Origin of the sequence: Klebsiella sp. 141240, from assembly GCF_050600805.1 — a bacterium.
Classification (GTDB): Bacteria; Pseudomonadota; Gammaproteobacteria; order Enterobacterales; family Enterobacteriaceae; genus Klebsiella; species Klebsiella aerogenes.
This window is the reverse complement of sequence record NZ_JAQIRK010000011.1, coordinates 160,941-178,231: the sequence shown is the minus strand read 5'-3', so window position 1 is coordinate 178,231 and position 17,291 is coordinate 160,941. Positions and strand designations below refer to the sequence as shown.

Annotated in this window: 17 protein-coding genes; 2 read left to right on the top strand and 15 right to left on the bottom strand. The window is 56.2% G+C overall.

What is annotated here, in order from left to right:
- The first annotated feature begins 7 nt into the window (after nucleotides 1-7).
- The gene (locus tag PGQ95_RS18955) at nucleotides 8-946 is read left to right on the top strand and encodes a LysR family transcriptional regulator (protein WP_087858176.1); all 939 of its coding nucleotides are present in this window, start codon (nucleotides 8-10) and stop codon (nucleotides 944-946) included.
- A gap of 3 nt (nucleotides 947-949) precedes the next feature.
- On the opposite strand, the gene rihC is transcribed toward PGQ95_RS18955, so the two are convergent.
- From rihC to ribF, 6 genes are all read right to left on the bottom strand, one after another.
- The gene (gene rihC, locus PGQ95_RS18950) at nucleotides 950-1,864 is read right to left on the bottom strand and encodes a ribonucleoside hydrolase RihC (RefSeq protein ID WP_430919019.1); all 915 of its coding nucleotides are present in this window, start codon (nucleotides 1,862-1,864) and stop codon (nucleotides 950-952) included.
- A gap of 67 nt (nucleotides 1,865-1,931) precedes the next feature.
- Nucleotides 1,932-2,882, bottom strand: coding sequence for a 4-hydroxy-3-methylbut-2-enyl diphosphate reductase (gene ispH, locus PGQ95_RS18945; protein WP_015368325.1), 951 nt, complete (start codon nucleotides 2,880-2,882; stop codon nucleotides 1,932-1,934).
- A gap of 1 nt (nucleotide 2,883) precedes the next feature.
- Nucleotides 2,884-3,333 carry an FKBP-type peptidyl-prolyl cis-trans isomerase gene (fkpB, locus tag PGQ95_RS18940; RefSeq protein ID WP_047043962.1) on the bottom strand — a complete coding sequence of 150 codons (450 nt, stop codon included), beginning with the start codon at nucleotides 3,331-3,333 and terminating at the stop codon, nucleotides 2,884-2,886.
- Nucleotides 3,334-3,457: 124 nt separating this feature from the next.
- A complete protein-coding gene (lspA, locus tag PGQ95_RS18935; RefSeq protein ID WP_087858178.1) occupies nucleotides 3,458-3,955 on the bottom strand; it encodes a signal peptidase II in 498 nt (165 codons plus the stop codon).
- Nucleotides 3,955-6,771 (bottom strand): isoleucine--tRNA ligase, encoded by a 2,817-nt coding sequence (gene ileS / locus PGQ95_RS18930; protein WP_430919016.1) that lies wholly within the window; start codon nucleotides 6,769-6,771, stop codon nucleotides 3,955-3,957. Before ileS ends, lspA begins: the two co-directional genes overlap by 1 nt.
- 45 nt (nucleotides 6,772-6,816) lie before the next feature.
- Nucleotides 6,817-7,755, bottom strand: coding sequence for a bifunctional riboflavin kinase/FAD synthetase (gene ribF / locus PGQ95_RS18925; protein ID WP_087858180.1), 939 nt, complete (start codon nucleotides 7,753-7,755; stop codon nucleotides 6,817-6,819).
- Between the two features lie 330 nt (nucleotides 7,756-8,085).
- Between ribF and rpsT the strand changes: the two genes are divergently transcribed.
- Entirely contained in the window at nucleotides 8,086-8,349 is a 264-nt protein-coding gene (gene rpsT / locus PGQ95_RS18920; protein ID WP_001518655.1) for a 30S ribosomal protein S20, read from the top strand.
- A gap of 72 nt (nucleotides 8,350-8,421) precedes the next feature.
- On the opposite strand, the gene nhaR is transcribed toward rpsT, so the two are convergent.
- From nhaR to PGQ95_RS18875, 9 genes are all read right to left on the bottom strand, one after another.
- Nucleotides 8,422-9,321 (bottom strand): transcriptional activator NhaR, encoded by a 900-nt coding sequence (nhaR, locus tag PGQ95_RS18915; RefSeq protein ID WP_045395806.1) that lies wholly within the window; start codon nucleotides 9,319-9,321, stop codon nucleotides 8,422-8,424.
- A gap of 50 nt (nucleotides 9,322-9,371) precedes the next feature.
- Complete coding sequence (gene nhaA, locus PGQ95_RS18910; protein WP_087858182.1) at nucleotides 9,372-10,547, bottom strand: Na+/H+ antiporter NhaA; 1,176 nt, start codon at nucleotides 10,545-10,547, stop codon at nucleotides 9,372-9,374.
- A 121-nt stretch (nucleotides 10,548-10,668) separates the two neighbouring features.
- Nucleotides 10,669-10,959 (bottom strand): hypothetical protein, encoded by a 291-nt coding sequence (locus PGQ95_RS18905; protein ID WP_087858183.1) that lies wholly within the window; start codon nucleotides 10,957-10,959, stop codon nucleotides 10,669-10,671.
- A gap of 60 nt (nucleotides 10,960-11,019) precedes the next feature.
- Nucleotides 11,020-11,859, bottom strand: coding sequence for a DsbA family protein (locus tag PGQ95_RS18900; protein WP_430919014.1), 840 nt, complete (start codon nucleotides 11,857-11,859; stop codon nucleotides 11,020-11,022).
- Nucleotides 11,860-11,914: 55 nt separating this feature from the next.
- A complete protein-coding gene (locus PGQ95_RS18895; protein ID WP_213317886.1) occupies nucleotides 11,915-12,616 on the bottom strand; it encodes a pili/flagellar-assembly chaperone in 702 nt (233 codons plus the stop codon).
- Nucleotides 12,609-13,127, bottom strand: a complete 519-nt coding sequence (locus PGQ95_RS18890) for a fimbrial protein BcfF (RefSeq protein ID WP_430919012.1) — start codon at nucleotides 13,125-13,127, stop codon at nucleotides 12,609-12,611. Before PGQ95_RS18890 ends, PGQ95_RS18895 begins: the two co-directional genes overlap by 8 nt.
- Nucleotides 13,128-13,137: 10 nt before the next feature.
- Nucleotides 13,138-13,674, bottom strand: a complete 537-nt coding sequence (locus tag PGQ95_RS18885) for a fimbrial protein BcfE (RefSeq protein ID WP_113374567.1) — start codon at nucleotides 13,672-13,674, stop codon at nucleotides 13,138-13,140.
- On the bottom strand, nucleotides 13,674-14,681 hold the full coding sequence (locus PGQ95_RS18880) for a fimbrial protein BcfD (RefSeq protein ID WP_113374566.1): 1,008 nt from the start codon (nucleotides 14,679-14,681) through the stop codon (nucleotides 13,674-13,676). Before PGQ95_RS18880 ends, PGQ95_RS18885 begins: the two co-directional genes overlap by 1 nt.
- The gene (locus PGQ95_RS18875) at nucleotides 14,682-17,285 is read right to left on the bottom strand and encodes a fimbrial biogenesis usher protein (protein WP_430919031.1); all 2,604 of its coding nucleotides are present in this window, start codon (nucleotides 17,283-17,285) and stop codon (nucleotides 14,682-14,684) included. It lies immediately after the preceding gene.
- Nucleotides 17,286-17,291 lie beyond the last annotated feature (6 nt).

Here is a 17,291-nt window from a genome sequence, read left to right as displayed (position 1 = left end):
AGTAACAATGAATAATGAACTATCCGGAATGAAAGCCTTCGTCACTGTTGCCGAACTGGGGTCGTTTAGCAAAGCCGCTGAAGTACTTAACCTGACGCAACCCGCACTAACTCGAAAAATACAGAAAATAGAAAGTAACCTTAATACCCCCCTGTTCGAGCGAACCACCCGAAAAATCATGCTCACCCAAGCAGGACAAATACTCCTTCCCAAGGCAAAGTCACTGATTGCCAGCCTCGATGCCGCCATTTTTAATCTCAGCAACCTGACTTCTAATGTGCATGATACGGTAACGCTTTCTTGTATCCCGACGGCGGTATTTTATTTTTTACCTCGCGCCATCGTTCAATTTAATCAGCGCTACCCGCACATCAAAGTTCGAATTTATGAACAAGGTATAGAAAATTGCATGGCTTCGGTGAGAAAAGGCGAAGTCGATTTTGGAATAAATATGAACTTCATCACACATCCCGATATCGAATTTAGCCCGCTGGTCAACGAACCCTTCGTCCTGGCTTGCCGACAGGATCATCCGCTGGCCGGTAAAAAATTAGTGGAATGGCGCGAGCTCGTCTCGCAGAGATTAATTGGCGTCAGACGCTCAAGCGGTAATCGGCAACTTATTGAAAGTTGCCTGCAGGATAAACCATGGAAATTGGATTGGTTTTACGAAGTCAGACATTTATCCACCTCTCTGGGGCTGGTCGAGGCGGGGCTTGGCATATCGGCTCTGCCCTGCCTGGCCATGCCGCATCACGCCAACAGCGCAGTCGTCAGCGTGCCGCTGGTTGAACCGGTCATCAGACGCACGCTTGGCATGATTCGCGTTAAAAACCGCCCGCTTTCCGCCGCGGCTGAACGCTTCGCTTCATTATTGCTACTCATGTGGACGGATGAAGCGAGCGAGTTATGGTGCAATGTGGTCGATTCACACCAGCAGCTATAACGGTCACGGCGCGAGAGCGAAAACTTCCGCCGCCCAATGTTGAAAACCCGCGACATCTAAATCCAGCGCGACCTGCGCGTTGGCCGGCTGTCCCAGACGTCCTTCAATATCCACCACGGTGGTGCCAGCCGTCCAGCTCCCCTGCGTCTCCACCGCCACAAAGCAGGGTTTGAGCGTAAATAGATCCGGGCGAACCAACCACGCGATAGCGCAGAGATCGTGCATTCTCAGGCCGCTACTCATGCTGCCGCTGCGATAGTGGCTAAATAGCGCATGAAGCATTTTACCGGTTTGATTGAGCGTCGGTAGGGTTGCCAGATAGTCCGCGCTCAGCATCGCCTTATTGGTGACATCCAGCCCGCACATCACAATCTCCAACCCACTCTGGAAGACTTTCGCGGCAGCTTCCGGATCGATGGCGATATTGAACTCGGCGTTGGGGGTGAAGTTACCGCGCCCGGCCGAGCCGCCCATCAGCACCAGTCGACGAATATTAAACAGGCACTCAGGATACTGCGTAATCAGTAGGGCAATATTGGTTAGCGGGCCAATGGCCACCAGGGTCACGGGTTCCGCTGCGTGCATCAGCGCATCGCGAATCGCCTGAAAAGCCGGTTTAGCCAGCGGCTGGCGGTTATGTTCGACGAAATCATAGCCCTCCATGCCGGATTCGCCATGCACCGAGGCGGCATCGCGCAGCGGACGCACCAGCGGCATCGATGCCCCTTGCGCCAGCGGGACATCTGCATTCCAGAAATGCAGTAACTGCAGCGCGTTGCGGGTCGTCTTCTCTACCGAGACATTGCCCGCGACCGTCGTCATTAGTTGCAGATCCAGCTGCGGCGAGAAGAGCGCGGCAGCAATCGCCGCCGCGTCGTCAATACCCGGATCGGTGTCGAGAATAATCGGTAAGCGCATGGTTTTCTCCCAAAAAAAATGCCAGACGTTAAGTCTGGCATCTTCTCATACTGCTGGGTGAAAGAACTTATTCTACTTCACGGACATCTACACGCAGCTCTTTCGGCACCTCGAAAACGATATTCTCTTCACGGCCTTCCAACGGCACCGCTTCGCCGCCGCCCAGCTCCTGCAGGCGGGCAATTACGTTCTGCACCAGGATATCCGGGGCCGACGCGCCCGCCGTTACGCCAACGCAGGCCGCCGACTTAACCCATTGTTCCTGGATATCGGTGGCATCATCGATGAGATAGGCCGCTTTCCCCATCCGCTGCGCCAGTTCAGCCAGGCGATTGGAGTTAGAGGAGTTTTTCGAACCGACCACCAGCACCACGTCAGCCTGCTCCGCCAGCGCGCGTACGGCTTCCTGACGGTTGGTGGTGGCGTAGCAGATATCGTCTTTACGCGGGCCGACGATTTTCGGGAAGCGCTCGCGCAGCGCGTCGATAACGTCAGACGTATCATCGACCGAGAGCGTGGTCTGGGTCATGAACGACAATCGGGCATCGTTTTTCACTTCCAGCGTCAGCACGTCTTCCGGCGACTCCACCAGGTACATACCCCCTTCCGGGTTATTGTACTGGCCCATGGTGCCTTCAACTTCCGGGTGCCCGGCGTGGCCGATCAGAATCGACTCTTCGCCGCGGCGGCTGGCGCGGGCGACTTCCATATGGACTTTGGTCACCAGCGGACAGGTGGCGTCGAAAACCGTCAGGTCACGACTCTTCGCTTCGTTGCGTACCGCCTGCGAAACGCCGTGGGCGGAGAAAATCAGGATCGCGCCGTCCGGCACTTCGCTAATCTGTTCGATAAAAATCGCCCCACGCTGGCGCAGGCTATCGACGACGTAGCGGTTATGGACGACTTCGTGACGAACGTAGATTGGCGCGCCGTACAACGTCAGCGCGTTTTCTACAATGCTGATAGCGCGGTCAACGCCGGCGCAAAAACCGCGCGGGTTAGCCAACAGGATCTGCATCTTACCCCTCCAGCGCCGGATCGACTTCCAGCACTTCAATATCAAAATGAACGGTGCGCCCGGCCAGCGGATGGTTGAAGTCGACGGTGATGGAATCGCCGTTCACTTCGCGGATCACGCCGGGCATTTCGCTGCCATCCATTGCGGTAAAAAGCATAATTGCGCCAATTTCCGGCTCGCCGGCGTCGATAAACTCGCGGCGAGAGAAATACTGGATCAGGTCCGGCGTCGGTACCCCGAACGCGGCATCAGGTTCCAGCGAGAACGTGGTTTTATCGCCGGCTTTCAGCCCCAGCAGATGCTGCTCCAGCCCTTCGGAAAGCGAGGCATCGCCAAGACGAAACAGCGCCGGTTTACCGTTACCGCGCGTGGATTCGGCGGTGGAGCCGTCATCCAGTTTCAGCGTGAAGTGCACCAGCACCGCGCTGTTGCTCTGTACAGAGTTAGACATGCAGGTTTGCTCTTTTACATTACCGCCGCTTGTTTGCCCGGTGGCGCTGCGCTTACCGGGCCTACAAAGGCCGATGTATACTGTAGGCCGGATAAGACGCTTTAGCGTCTTATCCGGCAATTTTTTATGATGCTTTTTTATCGCTGGATGGCAAGAAGCCTTCCAGCACGATCAGCGCCGCGCCGATGCAGATAGCGCTATCGGCAAGGTTGAAGGTGGCGAAATGCCAGTCGCCGACGTAGAAGTCGATCATATCGACGACAAAGCCGTGCCACAGACGATCGAACAGGTTACCCAGCGCGCCGCCAATAATCAGCGCGTAGGCAATATTGTTCAGCTTTTGCGTCGCCTTCGAACGGTACATCAGCACCGCCAGCACCACGCAGATGCCGACGGCAATCCCGGCGAAGAACCAGCGCTGCCAGCCGCCGCTGTCGGCGAGGAAGCTAAAGGCCGCGCCGTAGTTGCGCGCATAATGCAGATTAAGCGACGGGAACAGCGAAACCGTCTCCCCCAGAGCGAAGTTCTGGAGGATCAGGAATTTGCTGCCCAGATCGATAATCAGCACGGCTACGACGACCCACAGCCAGCGTAGCCCCGTTGAACAGATCGATTTACTCATCAGGCGAATTTACGTTGCTCGCCGTCACCGGCGACGTTACTGACACAGCGACCGCAGATTTCCGCGTGTTCCGCTACCTTGCCGACATCGCTGGTGTAATGCCAGCAGCGTGGGCACTTCTCGCCCTCGGCTTTGCTCAGGACTACTTTCAGCCCTTTCAGCAGATCGCTCTGCCAGGCATCAGCCGGCGCCTGTGCATAATCGGCAACGTTAGCGCCGGAGGTCAACAGGACAAATCGTAATTCTTCGCCCAGCGCGTTGAGCTTGGCCGCCAGTTCGGCATCGGCATACAGCGTAACCGCCGCTTCCAGAGAACCGCCGACTTTCTTATCCGCACGCGCCTGTTCGATCACCTTGTTGACTTCGCCGCGCACTTTCAGCAGTTCATCCCAGAAACCGTCGTTCATCGCTTCGTCGTCGGCCAGGCCGAACAGGCTTTCATACCACTCGCCGGTGAAGACGTATTTTTCACGCTCGCCCGGCAGATAGCCCCAGATTTCGTCCGCGGTGAAGGACATGATCGGCGCCATCCAGCGCACCAGCGCTTCCACGATATGGAACAGCGCGGTCTGGCAGCTGCGACGCGCCACGCTGTCCGCTTTCGCGGTGTACTGGCGGTCTTTGATGATGTCGAGATAGAACGAGCCCATTTCGATGGAGCAGAAGCGCATCAGGCGCTGCACCACTTCGTGGAAGTCATAGGATTCGTAGGCTTTGAGAATATCTTCCTGAGCCGCCTGCGCGCAGCCGACCGCCCAGCGGTCCAGAACGACCATCTCTTCCGGTTTAACCATATCTTTTGCCGGATCGAAACCGTTAAGGTTCGCCAGCAGGAAGCGCGCGGTATTACGGATACGACGATAGCTGTCCGCGGCGCGTTTGAGGATCTCATCGGAGACCGCCATTTCGCCGGTATAGTCGGTGGAAGCCACCCACAGGCGCAGAATATCGGCGCCCAGTTTGTTCATCACGTCCTGCGGGCTAACGGTGTTACCGATAGACTTGGACATTTTGCGGCCCTGGCCGTCGACGGTGAAGCCGTGGGTCAGTACCTGACGATATGGCGCTTTGCCTTTCATCGCCGTGGAGATCATTAGTGAAGACATGAACCAGCCGCGATGCTGGTCGGAGCCTTCCAGATACATGTCCGCGGCGTGACCGGCGAATTCCGGACGCACATCAACCACAGAAGAGTGGGTAGACCCGGAGTCAAACCACACGTCGAGGGTATCCGGCACTTTTTCGTAGCTGTCAGCGTCATCGCCAAGGATGTCGCGGGAATCGAGATCCCACCACGCCTGGATGCCGTCGACTTCAACGCGTTTCGCCACTTCTTCCATCAGTTCGAGGGTACGCGGGTGCAGCTCGTGGGTTTCTTTATGCACGAACAGCGACATCGGCACGCCCCAGGTACGCTGACGGGAGATACACCAGTCAGGACGGTTGGCCACCATCGATTCGATACGCGCCTGGCCCCAGTCCGGGATCCACTGCACGCCTTTGATCTCTTTCAGAGACTGGGCACGCAGGCCTTTCTGATCCATGCTGACGAACCACTGCGGGGTAGCGCGGAAGATGATCGGCGATTTGTGGCGCCAGCAGCACGGATAGCTGTGCTGCATTTTTTCCACGTGCAGCAGCGCGCCGCTGTCACGCAGCATCTCAACGATGATGTCGTTGGCTTTGAAGACGTTAATACCGTCCAGAGACGGATAAGTACCTGGCAGGTAAGAGCCGTCCGGGCCAACCGGGTTGGCGATTTCCAGACCGTATTTCTGGCTGATCGTGTAGTCGTCCGGACCGTGGCCGCCGGCGGTATGCACCGCACCGGTACCCGCGTCCAGCGTCACGTGGTCGCCAAGGATAGCCGGCACGTCAAAATCGAGGAACGGATGCTTAAAGCGCATCAGTTCAAGCTCGGAACCCTGCACCGCCGCCAGGATGGTGTAATCCGCCACGCCAATGCGCTGCATCACGCTTTCCACCAGGTCTTTCGCCAGGATCAGCGCCTGGCCGTCAACCTGCACCAGCGCATAGTCGAACTCAGGCGACAGAGAGATGGCGCGGTTAGCCGGCAGGGTCCACGGCGTCGTGGTCCAGATAACCAGCGAAACCGGGCCAGTGACGTCGGCTACGCCGAATTTGGCCAAAACCGCGGCTTTATCTACCGCGTGGAACGCCACATCGATAGACGGAGACGTTTTGTCATAATACTCAACTTCCGCTTCCGCCAGCGCGGAACGGCAGTCCACGCACCAGTGCACCGGCTTAGCGCCTTTATGCAGGTGACCGTTGCCGATGATTTTACCCAGCGCGCGGATGATATTGGCTTCAGTTTTGAAGTCCATGGTCAGGTACGGACGCGACCAGTCGCCCAGTACGCCCAGGCGGATAAAGTCTTTACGCTGGCCGTCGATCTGCTCAGCGGCATATTCACGGCACTTGGCGCGGAATTCTGCAGCGGTGAATTTCTCACCCGGCTTACCGTATTGCTGCTCGACTTTCAGTTCGATCGGCAAACCGTGGCAGTCCCAACCCGGAACGTACGGCGAGTCAAAGCCCGTCAGTCCTTTGGACTTAACGATAATGTCTTTCAGAATCTTGTTAACCGAGTGACCAATATGAATGCTGCCATTCGCATAAGGAGGGCCATCATGCAGAATGAAGGTTTTTTTGCCTTTTTTCGCCGCACGGATGATGCCGTACAGGTCATCATCGGTCCAACGCGCCAGCATTCCCGGTTCGCGTTTGGCGAGATCGCCACGCATCGGGAACCCTGTTTCCGGCAAATTCAGGGTGGATTTATAGTCACTCATCAGATTCTCGGTTCCGTTATTTCGGTTTGATAAATACCAGTAGGATTATCCCTGCCTGGTGAGCCCAAAGAACTCGCGGGCCGTTAACTCATCTCGTGCGATTTGCGCTTTTAGCTCATCCAGCGACGCAAAACGCTGCTCGTTACGTATTTTTTTACGCAGTATTACATCTATATGGCGACCGTAGAGGTCCATTACAACGTCCAGGAGGTGAACTTCCAGCTGCTGTCGCACGCCGGAGACCGTTGGACGCGTGCCAATGTTGGCGACGCCGGGTAATGGCTTATCGCCGAGCCCTGCCACTTCTACCGCAAAGACCCCTTTAACCGGGGAAACCTGACGACGCAGCGGTAAGTTCGCCGTCGGGAAACCTATGGTGCGCCCCAGCTCATCGCCGTGCACGACGCGGCCAGAAATGGTAAACGGATGCCCCAGCAGGTTTTCCGCCTGCGCGAGGTCATCGTCCGCCAGCGCCTGACGCACCGCGGTGCTGCTGATACGTACGCCGCCTTCGCAGAAGGTTTGGGTGCTGGTGACGTCAAAACCGTACTCCGCCCCGGCCTTCTGTAATAACAAGAAATCCCCCTGACGACCAGCGCCAAAGCGGAAATCATCACCCACGGCAAGGAACTGTACGCCCAGCTGGCGCACCAGCAGCTCGCTAATAAAATCTTGCGCCGTCAGCGCTGCGAAACGCCGGTCAAAACGGACACACAGCACGTAGTCGACGCCGCTTTCCGCCAGATAGCCCAGTTTTTCACGCAGCCGCGTGATCCGCGCCGGCGCTTTATCGGCGGCAAACAGCTCCAGCGGCTGCGGCTCAAAAATCATCACCACAACCGGCAGACCGAGCCGGCGGCCCTCTGCGCGCAGGCGCTGCAGCAGCGCCTGATGCCCGCGATGCACGCCGTCGAAATTTCCAATGGTCAGCACGCACCCGTGCGGGGCCTGACTGAGATTATGTATGCCGCGTATCAGCTTCATGTCTGGCTCAAAACAGTGAAAATCGTCCGAGTATACCTTGTACAACAGGCGACGTTAACCAGCGATTGCACCTCGATTACGAAAGATCCTGCTAATTCATTCACTCAGCGTAAGAATGCAGGAAAAACTATACGCGGCCGTCGATTTTTATGGTGGAAAGACTGTATTCGACTACAACAAGCTGGTAGAATCTTGCGCCATCACTACGTAATGAAGCCTCGTTATCTTAAACGGCGCTTATTTGCACAAATCCATTGACAAAAGAAGGCTAAACGGGCATATTCCTCGGCCTTTGAATTGTCCATATAGAACACATTTGGGAGTTGGACCTTGGCTAATATCAAATCAGCTAAGAAGCGCGCCGTTCAGTCTGAAAAGGCTCGCAAGCACAACGCAAGCCGTCGCTCTATGATGCGTACTTTCATCAAGAAAGTATACGCAGCTATCGAAGCTGGCGACAAAGCTGCTGCACTGAAAGCATTTAACGAAATGCAACCAATCGTGGACCGTCAGGCTGCTAAAGGTCTGATCCACAAAAACAAAGCTGCGCGTCATAAAGCAAACCTGACTGCACAGATCAACAAACTGGCTTAATCGCCCGCTTGCTGAACTTTGTTAAAGAAACCCGCGAAAGCGGGTTTTTTTATGTCTGTTGTTTGCCGATACTTAACTTTGCGGTTGCGCAAACAGCGATGAATAATCGCGATTGCAGATACGCTGTACCGCTGGATGCTGAATCATTCGCTCGGCAAAAATAGCGTGATACTCCTCCATGACGTTCTCCATGCGGCCAATTTCGACAATCGACTCATCAGCATAGAAATCGTGAGCATAGAGGGTTGGCGCCACAAAAATGGCATTATGCGCCGCGCCGAAGGCTTTCATAAGCGCCGCATCGTCGAACTCGCCGAGTATTTCCACCTGCAGCCCCTGCGAATTAAACCAGTTCAGCAGCTTGCGCCCGAGCATTGAACGGCGACCGGGAATGAGCAGGCGACGCTCCTCAAGACAGGCGGGGAACGCTTTTTCCGGCGGCGGATTCATACACCAGAAGCTCACTCCGCATTCGCCGATTTTCACCGAAAACAGCCCCTCTTGCTGGGTCGAGTCAATCGGGCAATCCGAGATAATCATATCCAGCTTATGCTGGCTCAGTTGCTCCAGCAGCATCTCGTGGGTGGATTCAAAGCAGCGCAGGTGAATTTGCTCATCTTCAACTACCGCCGCATCCAGAACGCCGCTCACTAATCGCTTGGAAAGCGCGTCGGCGACGCCGACATCAAATAGCAGGTTCGACTCTTTGCGGTAGTTGACGATATCGAGCATCTCCTGGCTCAGGGTGAACATGCGATCCGCGTAGCGAAACACCAACTCTCCCAGCTCGCTGGGTTCCAGGCCGCGTCCTTTGCGTTTAAAGAGCTTCCCCTGTAAGCGCTCTTCCAGCGCTTTTATCTGCCCGGTGATCGTCTGCGGCGTCAAATAGAGCGCCTCGGCGGCGCCGACGACCGAGCCCTCACGGTAGACGTGCCAGAAATAGTACAGATGGTTGTAATTGATGTGTGACATACATCCCTCCCTGATATGTCCGGAAGGGCCCACAGGCCCTCCCGATGAAGTTACACGCTGTGAGTAAGATCCGTTACGCGCTTACGCAGAATCATGTAGCCGATGACGGCAGACAGGATAGACCCTATCAGAATGCCCAGCTTAGCCCAGTTGATCAATCCGGGATCCACGCTGCTAAAAGCGAGCGTGGCGATGAAAATCGACATGGTGAAGCCGATTCCGCACAGTACGCCGACCGCCATAATCTGCGGGAAGCGGGTTCCCGGCGGCAACGAGGCCCACTTAAACTTCAGCGCCAGCCAGCAGAACAGGCTAATTCCGAGCGGCTTACCGATAAACAGTCCGGCAATGATCCCAAGCGGCAGCAGCGAGGTCAGCCCCGCGAAGGTAACGCCCTGCAGCGAAACCCCGGCATTGGCAAAAGCAAACAGCGGTAGGATAAGAAACGCGACCCACGGATGCAGCACATGCTCAAGCTGTTTCGCCGGCGATTTGCCATTCTGCTCCTTCAAAGGAATCATAAAACCGACGATAACCCCCGCCAGGGTCGCATGTACGCCGGATTTCAGTACCGCCGTCCATAGCACCGCGCCAACCAGGATATAGATACCGGTGCGCCGTACGCCGCTGAGATTGAGCGCCGCCAGTACCACAATCGCGCCAGCGGCGACCGCCAGCGATAGCACCGACAGATCGTTGGTATAAAAGAGCGCGATAATCACGATCGCCCCGAGGTCATCAATGATAGCCAGCGCCATCAGGAAAATTTTCAGCGCTGTTGGTACACGGTTGCCTAATAGCGCCAAAACGCCAAGCGCAAAGGCGATATCAGTCGCCGCCGGGATCGCCCACCCTTCCCGCGCAACGGGATCCTGGGCATTGAAAGCTAAATAGATAAGCGCCGGCACCACCATGCCGCCAATCGCGGCGACCACCGGGAACACCGCCTGACGGCGGCTGGCAAGCGCCCCCTGGATCATCTCACGCTTCACTTCCAGGCCAATTAACAGGAAAAACACCGCCATTAGCGCATCGTTGATCCACAACAGCATGTTTTTGTTAATTTCCAGCGCGCCAACGCGCAGCTGCACCGGCGTCTCCAAAAAGGCATGATACAGACCGCTGGTGACGCCGCTATTGGCCATAATCATCGCCAGCGCGGCGGCGCAGATTAAGATAATGCCCCCGGAAGCATCGCTACTGAAAAATCGTTGCAGATGTTTCACTTTTACTCTCACCTTGTTGGTCAATAACTCGATAAAAGTATGATACAGCCGACAACACATCGAAAAAATCAGATTTAAATTGCCATTACACTCATTTTTTCCGAGCCATCTTGTCCGCTCATTAATCATAGACCACCCGTAGCAGGGTGAGCTGCTTGTCAGCATCGAGATAGCTTTTCTCTACCGTCGCGTAAGCCGAGGCCAGCGATGTCGTGATATTTTCCACGATCACATGGCGTTCGATACGATCGGCGCGCTGGCACAAAATCTCGCTACTTTCCGTTTCGTTCCAGCAGCTTTCAGTAACAACATTGCCAAAAAATTGGATATTACCGGCAGAGTGCGCCTGAACGCCGCCGATGGCGAACAGTGGAACGGCCGCCAACACTAACCATCTGTGCCTGGACTGCATACGCGAAACCCTCGTTCGGAGGAAGCAGGTAACCGGGGTCCGCGCCCCGGTCGCTGAGACTTAACCTTTAGCTTTCTGAATCGCCATCTGCAACGCATCCTGCGACGTACTGCCCGGCACGACCGAGATACGCCCGGCATCCGGGGCGGTAGCCTGTGGCATCACCACAAAAGCCGGAGTACCGGAAAAATTCATATGTTGAGCCAGCGCCTGATTACTTAGCAGCGCGTCATGCACCGCCCCGCTCTGCTGGGCGGTTTTTACCGCCGTCATTTGCGGCTGGGTGAGATAATGCGACGCCAGCGCGTAAACCTCCTTCTCGGTTAGCTGCCCCTCCACTTTGCCGGTGGCGTACAGGGCATTATGCCAGGCCAAATACTTCGCGCCGCCATCGTTCAACCACACCTGTTCGCCGATCCTCGCCGCCAAACCTGACACCGGCCAGCGGGATGAAAAGATAGGAAACTCTTTAAAGATAAAACGCGTATCAGGATTCGATTTCACCAGCTCTTCCACCACGGGCGACATCTTGCTGCACCAGGAACACTGGTAGTCAAAAAACATCACCACCGCCGCTTTAGCATCCGCCGGGCCAACAGAGGGAGAGCTATCGCTCAGCAACTCAGAGCGATACTGCAGCGCCAGCTGCGCATAAGCCTGCTTCTGGGCCACCTGCTGACGCTGATGTAGCGTTTCGCTGGCGGCGATAAGGAATTCCGGATGATCCGCCAGATACGTCGCCACCGCTTCGCCGACTTTATCCGGATGGCTGATGATATACGCCTCAGCGCTCGGTCCAATATCGCTGGCAACAGGTTGTGTATCTACGGCCAACGCGGAAAAAGAGATGACGCCGCCAACCGCCATACACACCGCCGATTTACAGGAAAGTTTGCGCATTATTGAGTTCTCATTATTAAGTTCAGGGGATGCCCGCAGGGGCAGAGTAAAATCGTCATCGCCGTTGCGCCGTTACCGTGACAGGCGGCATTACGCCCCCGGCATCGTTGAGGCTTTGCCAGCGCACGGCGCAGCTTTTCGCCTGTCGACACCACGATGTACGGCGGGTAGAAAACGGCGCGACCACCCCCGCGGCGTCTATAGGCTTACCGTTGACGCGGGTGGAAAAGAGGGTGATGTAGTAGGGTCCAGCATTGCGTACCGTCAGCCCATCCGCCGTTAAGTTCCAGGCCAGTTGGCGATAAGCCTGCTGCGGATCGCCGGTTAGCCCTACAGGCCGATAAATCAGCTTTAACGCCGAGCGAAAAGCCATCTGCACGCTATTGGCGCCGGTTTTTCCCGATGGAATAGCGGCAATACTCAGGGTGAACAAACTTTCACGATCCTGCGCCAGCGCCTCGCCGCTCCACGCGACGCGCAGCGTGTTCTCCTGCCCTGCACGTAATAAGAAGAGCGGCGGCGTGACCACGAATGGTGTTTTACGGGTCGACAAATCATCGGCGCCTGGCCAGCGTCCACCGCTCAGCACGTGGCTGTCCACCAGCCAGTCACTCTCCGAGGTATTGCGCAGCGGAACGCTCAGCGTCGTCCGCTCAGCGTGAAAAATAAAACGCGTGCCGCCAATCACCACGCCCGCATGGCCTATCCCAAAGGGCAACAGCCAGAGCCAAAACCAGCAGAAAAGTCGTCTATTCATAACTCAGCACAAAAGTCGCGGAAGCATCGGCTACACCCGGCGCCACCGGAGCGCCATCAGCCACATAGCGGGCATAAAACTGTAAACGTTCGGACGCGGCGCCCGCGGTTAGCGCGAGCACATCGCTTTGCGCCCCCGGCGCTACCTGTTGTTTGTTCTTGTCGTATAACGCAATCCCGATACCGGAGGCCGCGTTCGCCCCGCTATCCAAAGCGAAAAGATCGCCGCTTTGCGAGTCGCTGGTACCGCTAAAGCTCACCATCACGCCGCTGGCGGTGCTGCCGCAATTTTGTAGGGTGATCGAAAATGGCTGCCACTCCGCGCCGGCCCCCGCTTGATAAAACTGGCGGTTGCTGACGGTTCCCATATCGACCTGAATATTCTCGGAATCCGGCGACAGCGTACAGGTGTTGTCGGTAATCGTGCCCGTCACATAGACCCTACCGTCATGGGCCAGCGCGCCGTTCACCGCCAGAAGGAATCCACAGCAGAAAAACAGTGGTTTGATCATTGCCGCGCGCCTATTCATATTGCAGGTCAAAATACATCACCGCCGTCGCATTTCCGGAGGTCACGGTTGGCCGAGTAGATTTGTAGCGAATATAAAACGATAAGGTGTTGCGGCCCGTTTTCAGCGGATAGACCACCGAGCTGGTGTTATTGATGCTGACGGCATCCTGATCCTCATCAAGGATCTCCACGCCAACGCCGCCTGCCAGCATTTTTTCGCTACCCATCCCGGTGTCGCTCAGCGCCAGCAGCGCCGGATTGTCGCTGTCGGCAGTGCCGGTAAACCAGATTTTGCTGCCGGTAATGCCGCGCGAGCAGTTCTTCAGGTTGATGTTGAACGGTTTAAACTTCGTCGTCGTACCGGTGGAGGGAAAATCTGCCACCGAGAACTGACCTAAATCGATACTCTGGCTAAGGCTGGAAATTTCGACATCGCAGGTTTGCGCGACAATCGTGCCGGTAAATTCCAGGTTGTAACCGCTATCGTCGGCGTAGCAGCCGTTACCGCACAGCAGGATAAGTAAGATGAAGTACTGAAACAGGCGCATTAATCGAAATCCACCCGTAAGTTAGCCAGCGCGGTAAAAGCGCCCTCAGCTGGCGTCTGGCCGGTGGTGCTGACCGGATACGCTTGCAGGGAAAGGGTCGCCTGTCCGTTTTGATCGGTAGTAAAAGGCTCGACGCTGCTGGCGTCATTGGGCGTTAATACCGTGCCATCGCTGCTTTCGACCACCACGCCAACATCAGGATTATCGGTGGCGATAGCCTGGCTTAAGTGACTATCGGCGGTGGCTATCAGCCGCAGGCTCAGGTTAACCTGTGAATCCACCCCACTGCACTTCACCGGCACGGTGAATCTTTTATTGCGGACGCCGGTTGGTTTTTCTCCGGCGCGATTGAAACCGCCGCTGTACAGCGAGCCAAAATCAACGAGGATAGTTTGCCCGGCATTAATCTCGCAGCTTTGCGGCACGGTCACGCTGCCGCTGTAGACAATGCTGTATACCACGGTACTCAGCGGATCGTTCCCGGTGGTGGTGACATAGACGTTAAACATGGTCTTCGGCTCGATATTTACCGTGCCAATAAATGGCTTCACAACCTTAAGTTGAAAAACCAGATTTGAATCATGTACCGGAAACGGTGAGCCATTGTTGACGTTGGCGTCATAGCCCATATAGACATAATCCATTGGAGGATAAAACACCCCGGCCGCCGAGTCTTCGATGCGCATCGCCCCTTCAAGATAGGTGCCATCCAGCTGCATATATTTCCAGTCGCCGTTGGTTTCCACTATCGATGAAGAAGCGACATACGAACGATACGTCCGCCCGGAATCCGAAGAACCGGCGGGACAAATCGCCTGTACGTTTACATCCTGGTTTTTGCTGAGCTGCGTGGTCGAACCGGCCTGATTCTGCGCCGCCGTCAGCATCGTCGTCAGGTCATAATCGACCGTCGCAGGCGAGCCATTGGTATTCTGGCAAACGGCCGCCAGACCACCGCGTGCCAGCAACAACCCCATTAACAGAAAAAGAAAAGAGACAAGCTTCATTTAGCGACATTCCAGATGCTGACGCGCCAGCGGTTGGCTCACGTCAGGGAGATGATAATGGGTGAGGCATTGTTGGCCTGGCCGAGGCCCCCACTGCGCTTTCAGCGTGCCCTGCGGGCTAAGACCGGAGAGATATACTTCGCCGTCGTCGCCAACGATGCCTTCTTCAGCCACGCCAGCAATAGAGACCGTGGCGCCGAACGGTAGCGGTTTTCCGTCATGGTTTAGCGTCAACAGCGCGCGCTCGCCGACTCGTGCGGTAAAGTTCGCCAGCACCATTGCTCCCTGGGTGGGAACCACATTGATCACCGCATCATCAATATCGACATCTTCTTTTAGCGAATTGACGTCCAACGCCATGCGGTTCTGGCGGTAAGTAGTGGCGTACGGCACCACCGCGTAGCCGCGGCCATCGGTGTGGATCCCCGGCTGATCTTCAATATTGACGTCGCCAGCCCCCGGCACGGCGATAAGGACATTGGTATCGCCCAACGGCTGGCTGAGGGTGAGACCATGGGCATGCGCGACCATGCCGCCGCTGAGGCCATAGTTCAGTTGCCGATAATCGCCATGGTTGCTGTTGTTGTAGCCGACATTCAGGTTGCCCTTTGCCCCGTCGTATTCGAGGCTGGCGGAGCCGCTCGCACCAACCCCCTGATTCTGATAGCCCTGCTGCACGCTGTAGCTCAGGTTGTTTTGATCCAACAACGTGCCGCTGATACCGCTATTCTGCGTCACGCCGCCGTGCCCGTCGCTACTGGTGGAGAACGTCGCATAAACGTTATGACGCCGCTGGGTAATATCGTCGCCGTGGCTAAGCCACTGGCTGAGCGGTAGTGAGATATTGAGCGCCAGCGTCCGATAGCGTTCCTCCTCGCCGGGGGCGCGGCTGCTGCTATATGACAGGCTCCACGAGACCCCGGCCAGCGTGTCGCTGTAGCCAATTTGCAGTAATTTATTGGTTTCATCGGTGTGCCAATAGCTCTGTTGGCTACCGGTGACGTACAGTGAGCCAAAATGACCGAACTGCTGAGAGAGGTTGATCTGTACCTTGCCGCGTTTGGTGTAATACAGGTTGTAGTCATCGCCGACATCGCGATCGCTGTCATCCTCCTGCTGGCCGCTATTGCCGGACATCTGCTTCCACGCGGTATCATCGAGCGTATAAAAACCAGAGGTCGAGTAGCGATAGCCCAACAGTTGAAAATGGGTGCCCAGGTCGTTTAACGATTTAGCATATAAAAAGCGCAGCGATTGCCCCTGGTGTTCGCTGTCATCCGCCAGCGTACTGTAGGCTTGCGTAAGATCGACGGAAATCGCCCCCCAGTCACCGAAATTAGCTCCAGTTCCCAGCGCCAGCGCGCGGTAATCGGAGGAAAACTGCGTTCCGCCGTACAGCGTAAAGCCGTGCGGCAACCCCCACATCAGGGTCGCCTGGCCGAAACTCATCTCCCGCTTCTGGCTGCTATCGCCGCGATAGCTCGCCGCGGTGGCGGCATATTTCACCCGCCCCTCGCGTTGCAGAACCGGTACGGCGGCATAGGGCACGCTATAGCTGGAGACGCTGCCGTCGGACTCCTTGATCTCAACGTTGAGATCGCCGCTGGAGGAGGTCGGATAGAGGTCGTCAATGGTGAAGGCGCCAGGCGATACATAGCGCTGGTCGATGGTGTAGCCGTTCTGGCGAATCGTCACCTGGGCATTGCTTTTGGCGATGCCGTGGATAGTCGGCGCGAAGCCTTTCATGCTGTCCGGTAGCATATTGTCATCAGACGCCAGCTGGAGCCCACGAAACGGCAGGCTATCGAAAACGCCAGAAGGGGTATAACTATCGCCCGCCGTCAATTCGCCTTTTAGCGCCGCCACATCACGCTCCACATAGGTACTGATGTGCTGCCAGTCGCTTTTATGTTGCTGATTATCGCTGTTGTAGTTCCATGTCGAGTAATCACGCAAACGCCAGGCACCGAGATTTAATCCGCTATTGAGGCCGAGGAAGTCGTTGTCGCTATTGGTGCCGCCAGCGCTACGGTCCCGGCTATTCGCGCCGGTAAACGTATAGTTGAGCAACAATGCATTAATACCTTCATCCCAGTTTTGTGGCGGAATATAGCCTCGAGCCTGGTTGTTCAGCGCCGCCTGCGGAATGCTGATATTTAGCCGCTGCTGACTAAAGTCAAAAGCGGTAGAGGCTGCCGGGATAGCCGCCGCAAGATCGACGCAGTCGCCGGCACTGGCCTTCGCCAGCGGTGGAAAGGCGCTGAGATTCACGTTCATGCCGTTGAGCATTTCAGGCGTTACGCAGGCGCGCAGACCTGAGCCATCGGCGGCCTGGTTGTTGGCGCGAAAAGCGATATCGCGCGTCGTCAATAATGCGCCATTAAGGTAGACATCGACCCGATAAACCCCCGGCGCCTGACCGTTACCCTCAAAATGCGAAAGGTCAGCGATTTTCGACGGATCGTCAGATAAAAAGGCAGGGTTAAAATAGTTTTCGGCCCAGCCGCGCGGCAGCATAAACGCATTTGCCGAGATTAGAGCCAGGCTGATAAGCGCAGGCAGTCTACCCACCGTCAACTGGCGAGCGGCGACATCGAGTTTCAACACAAT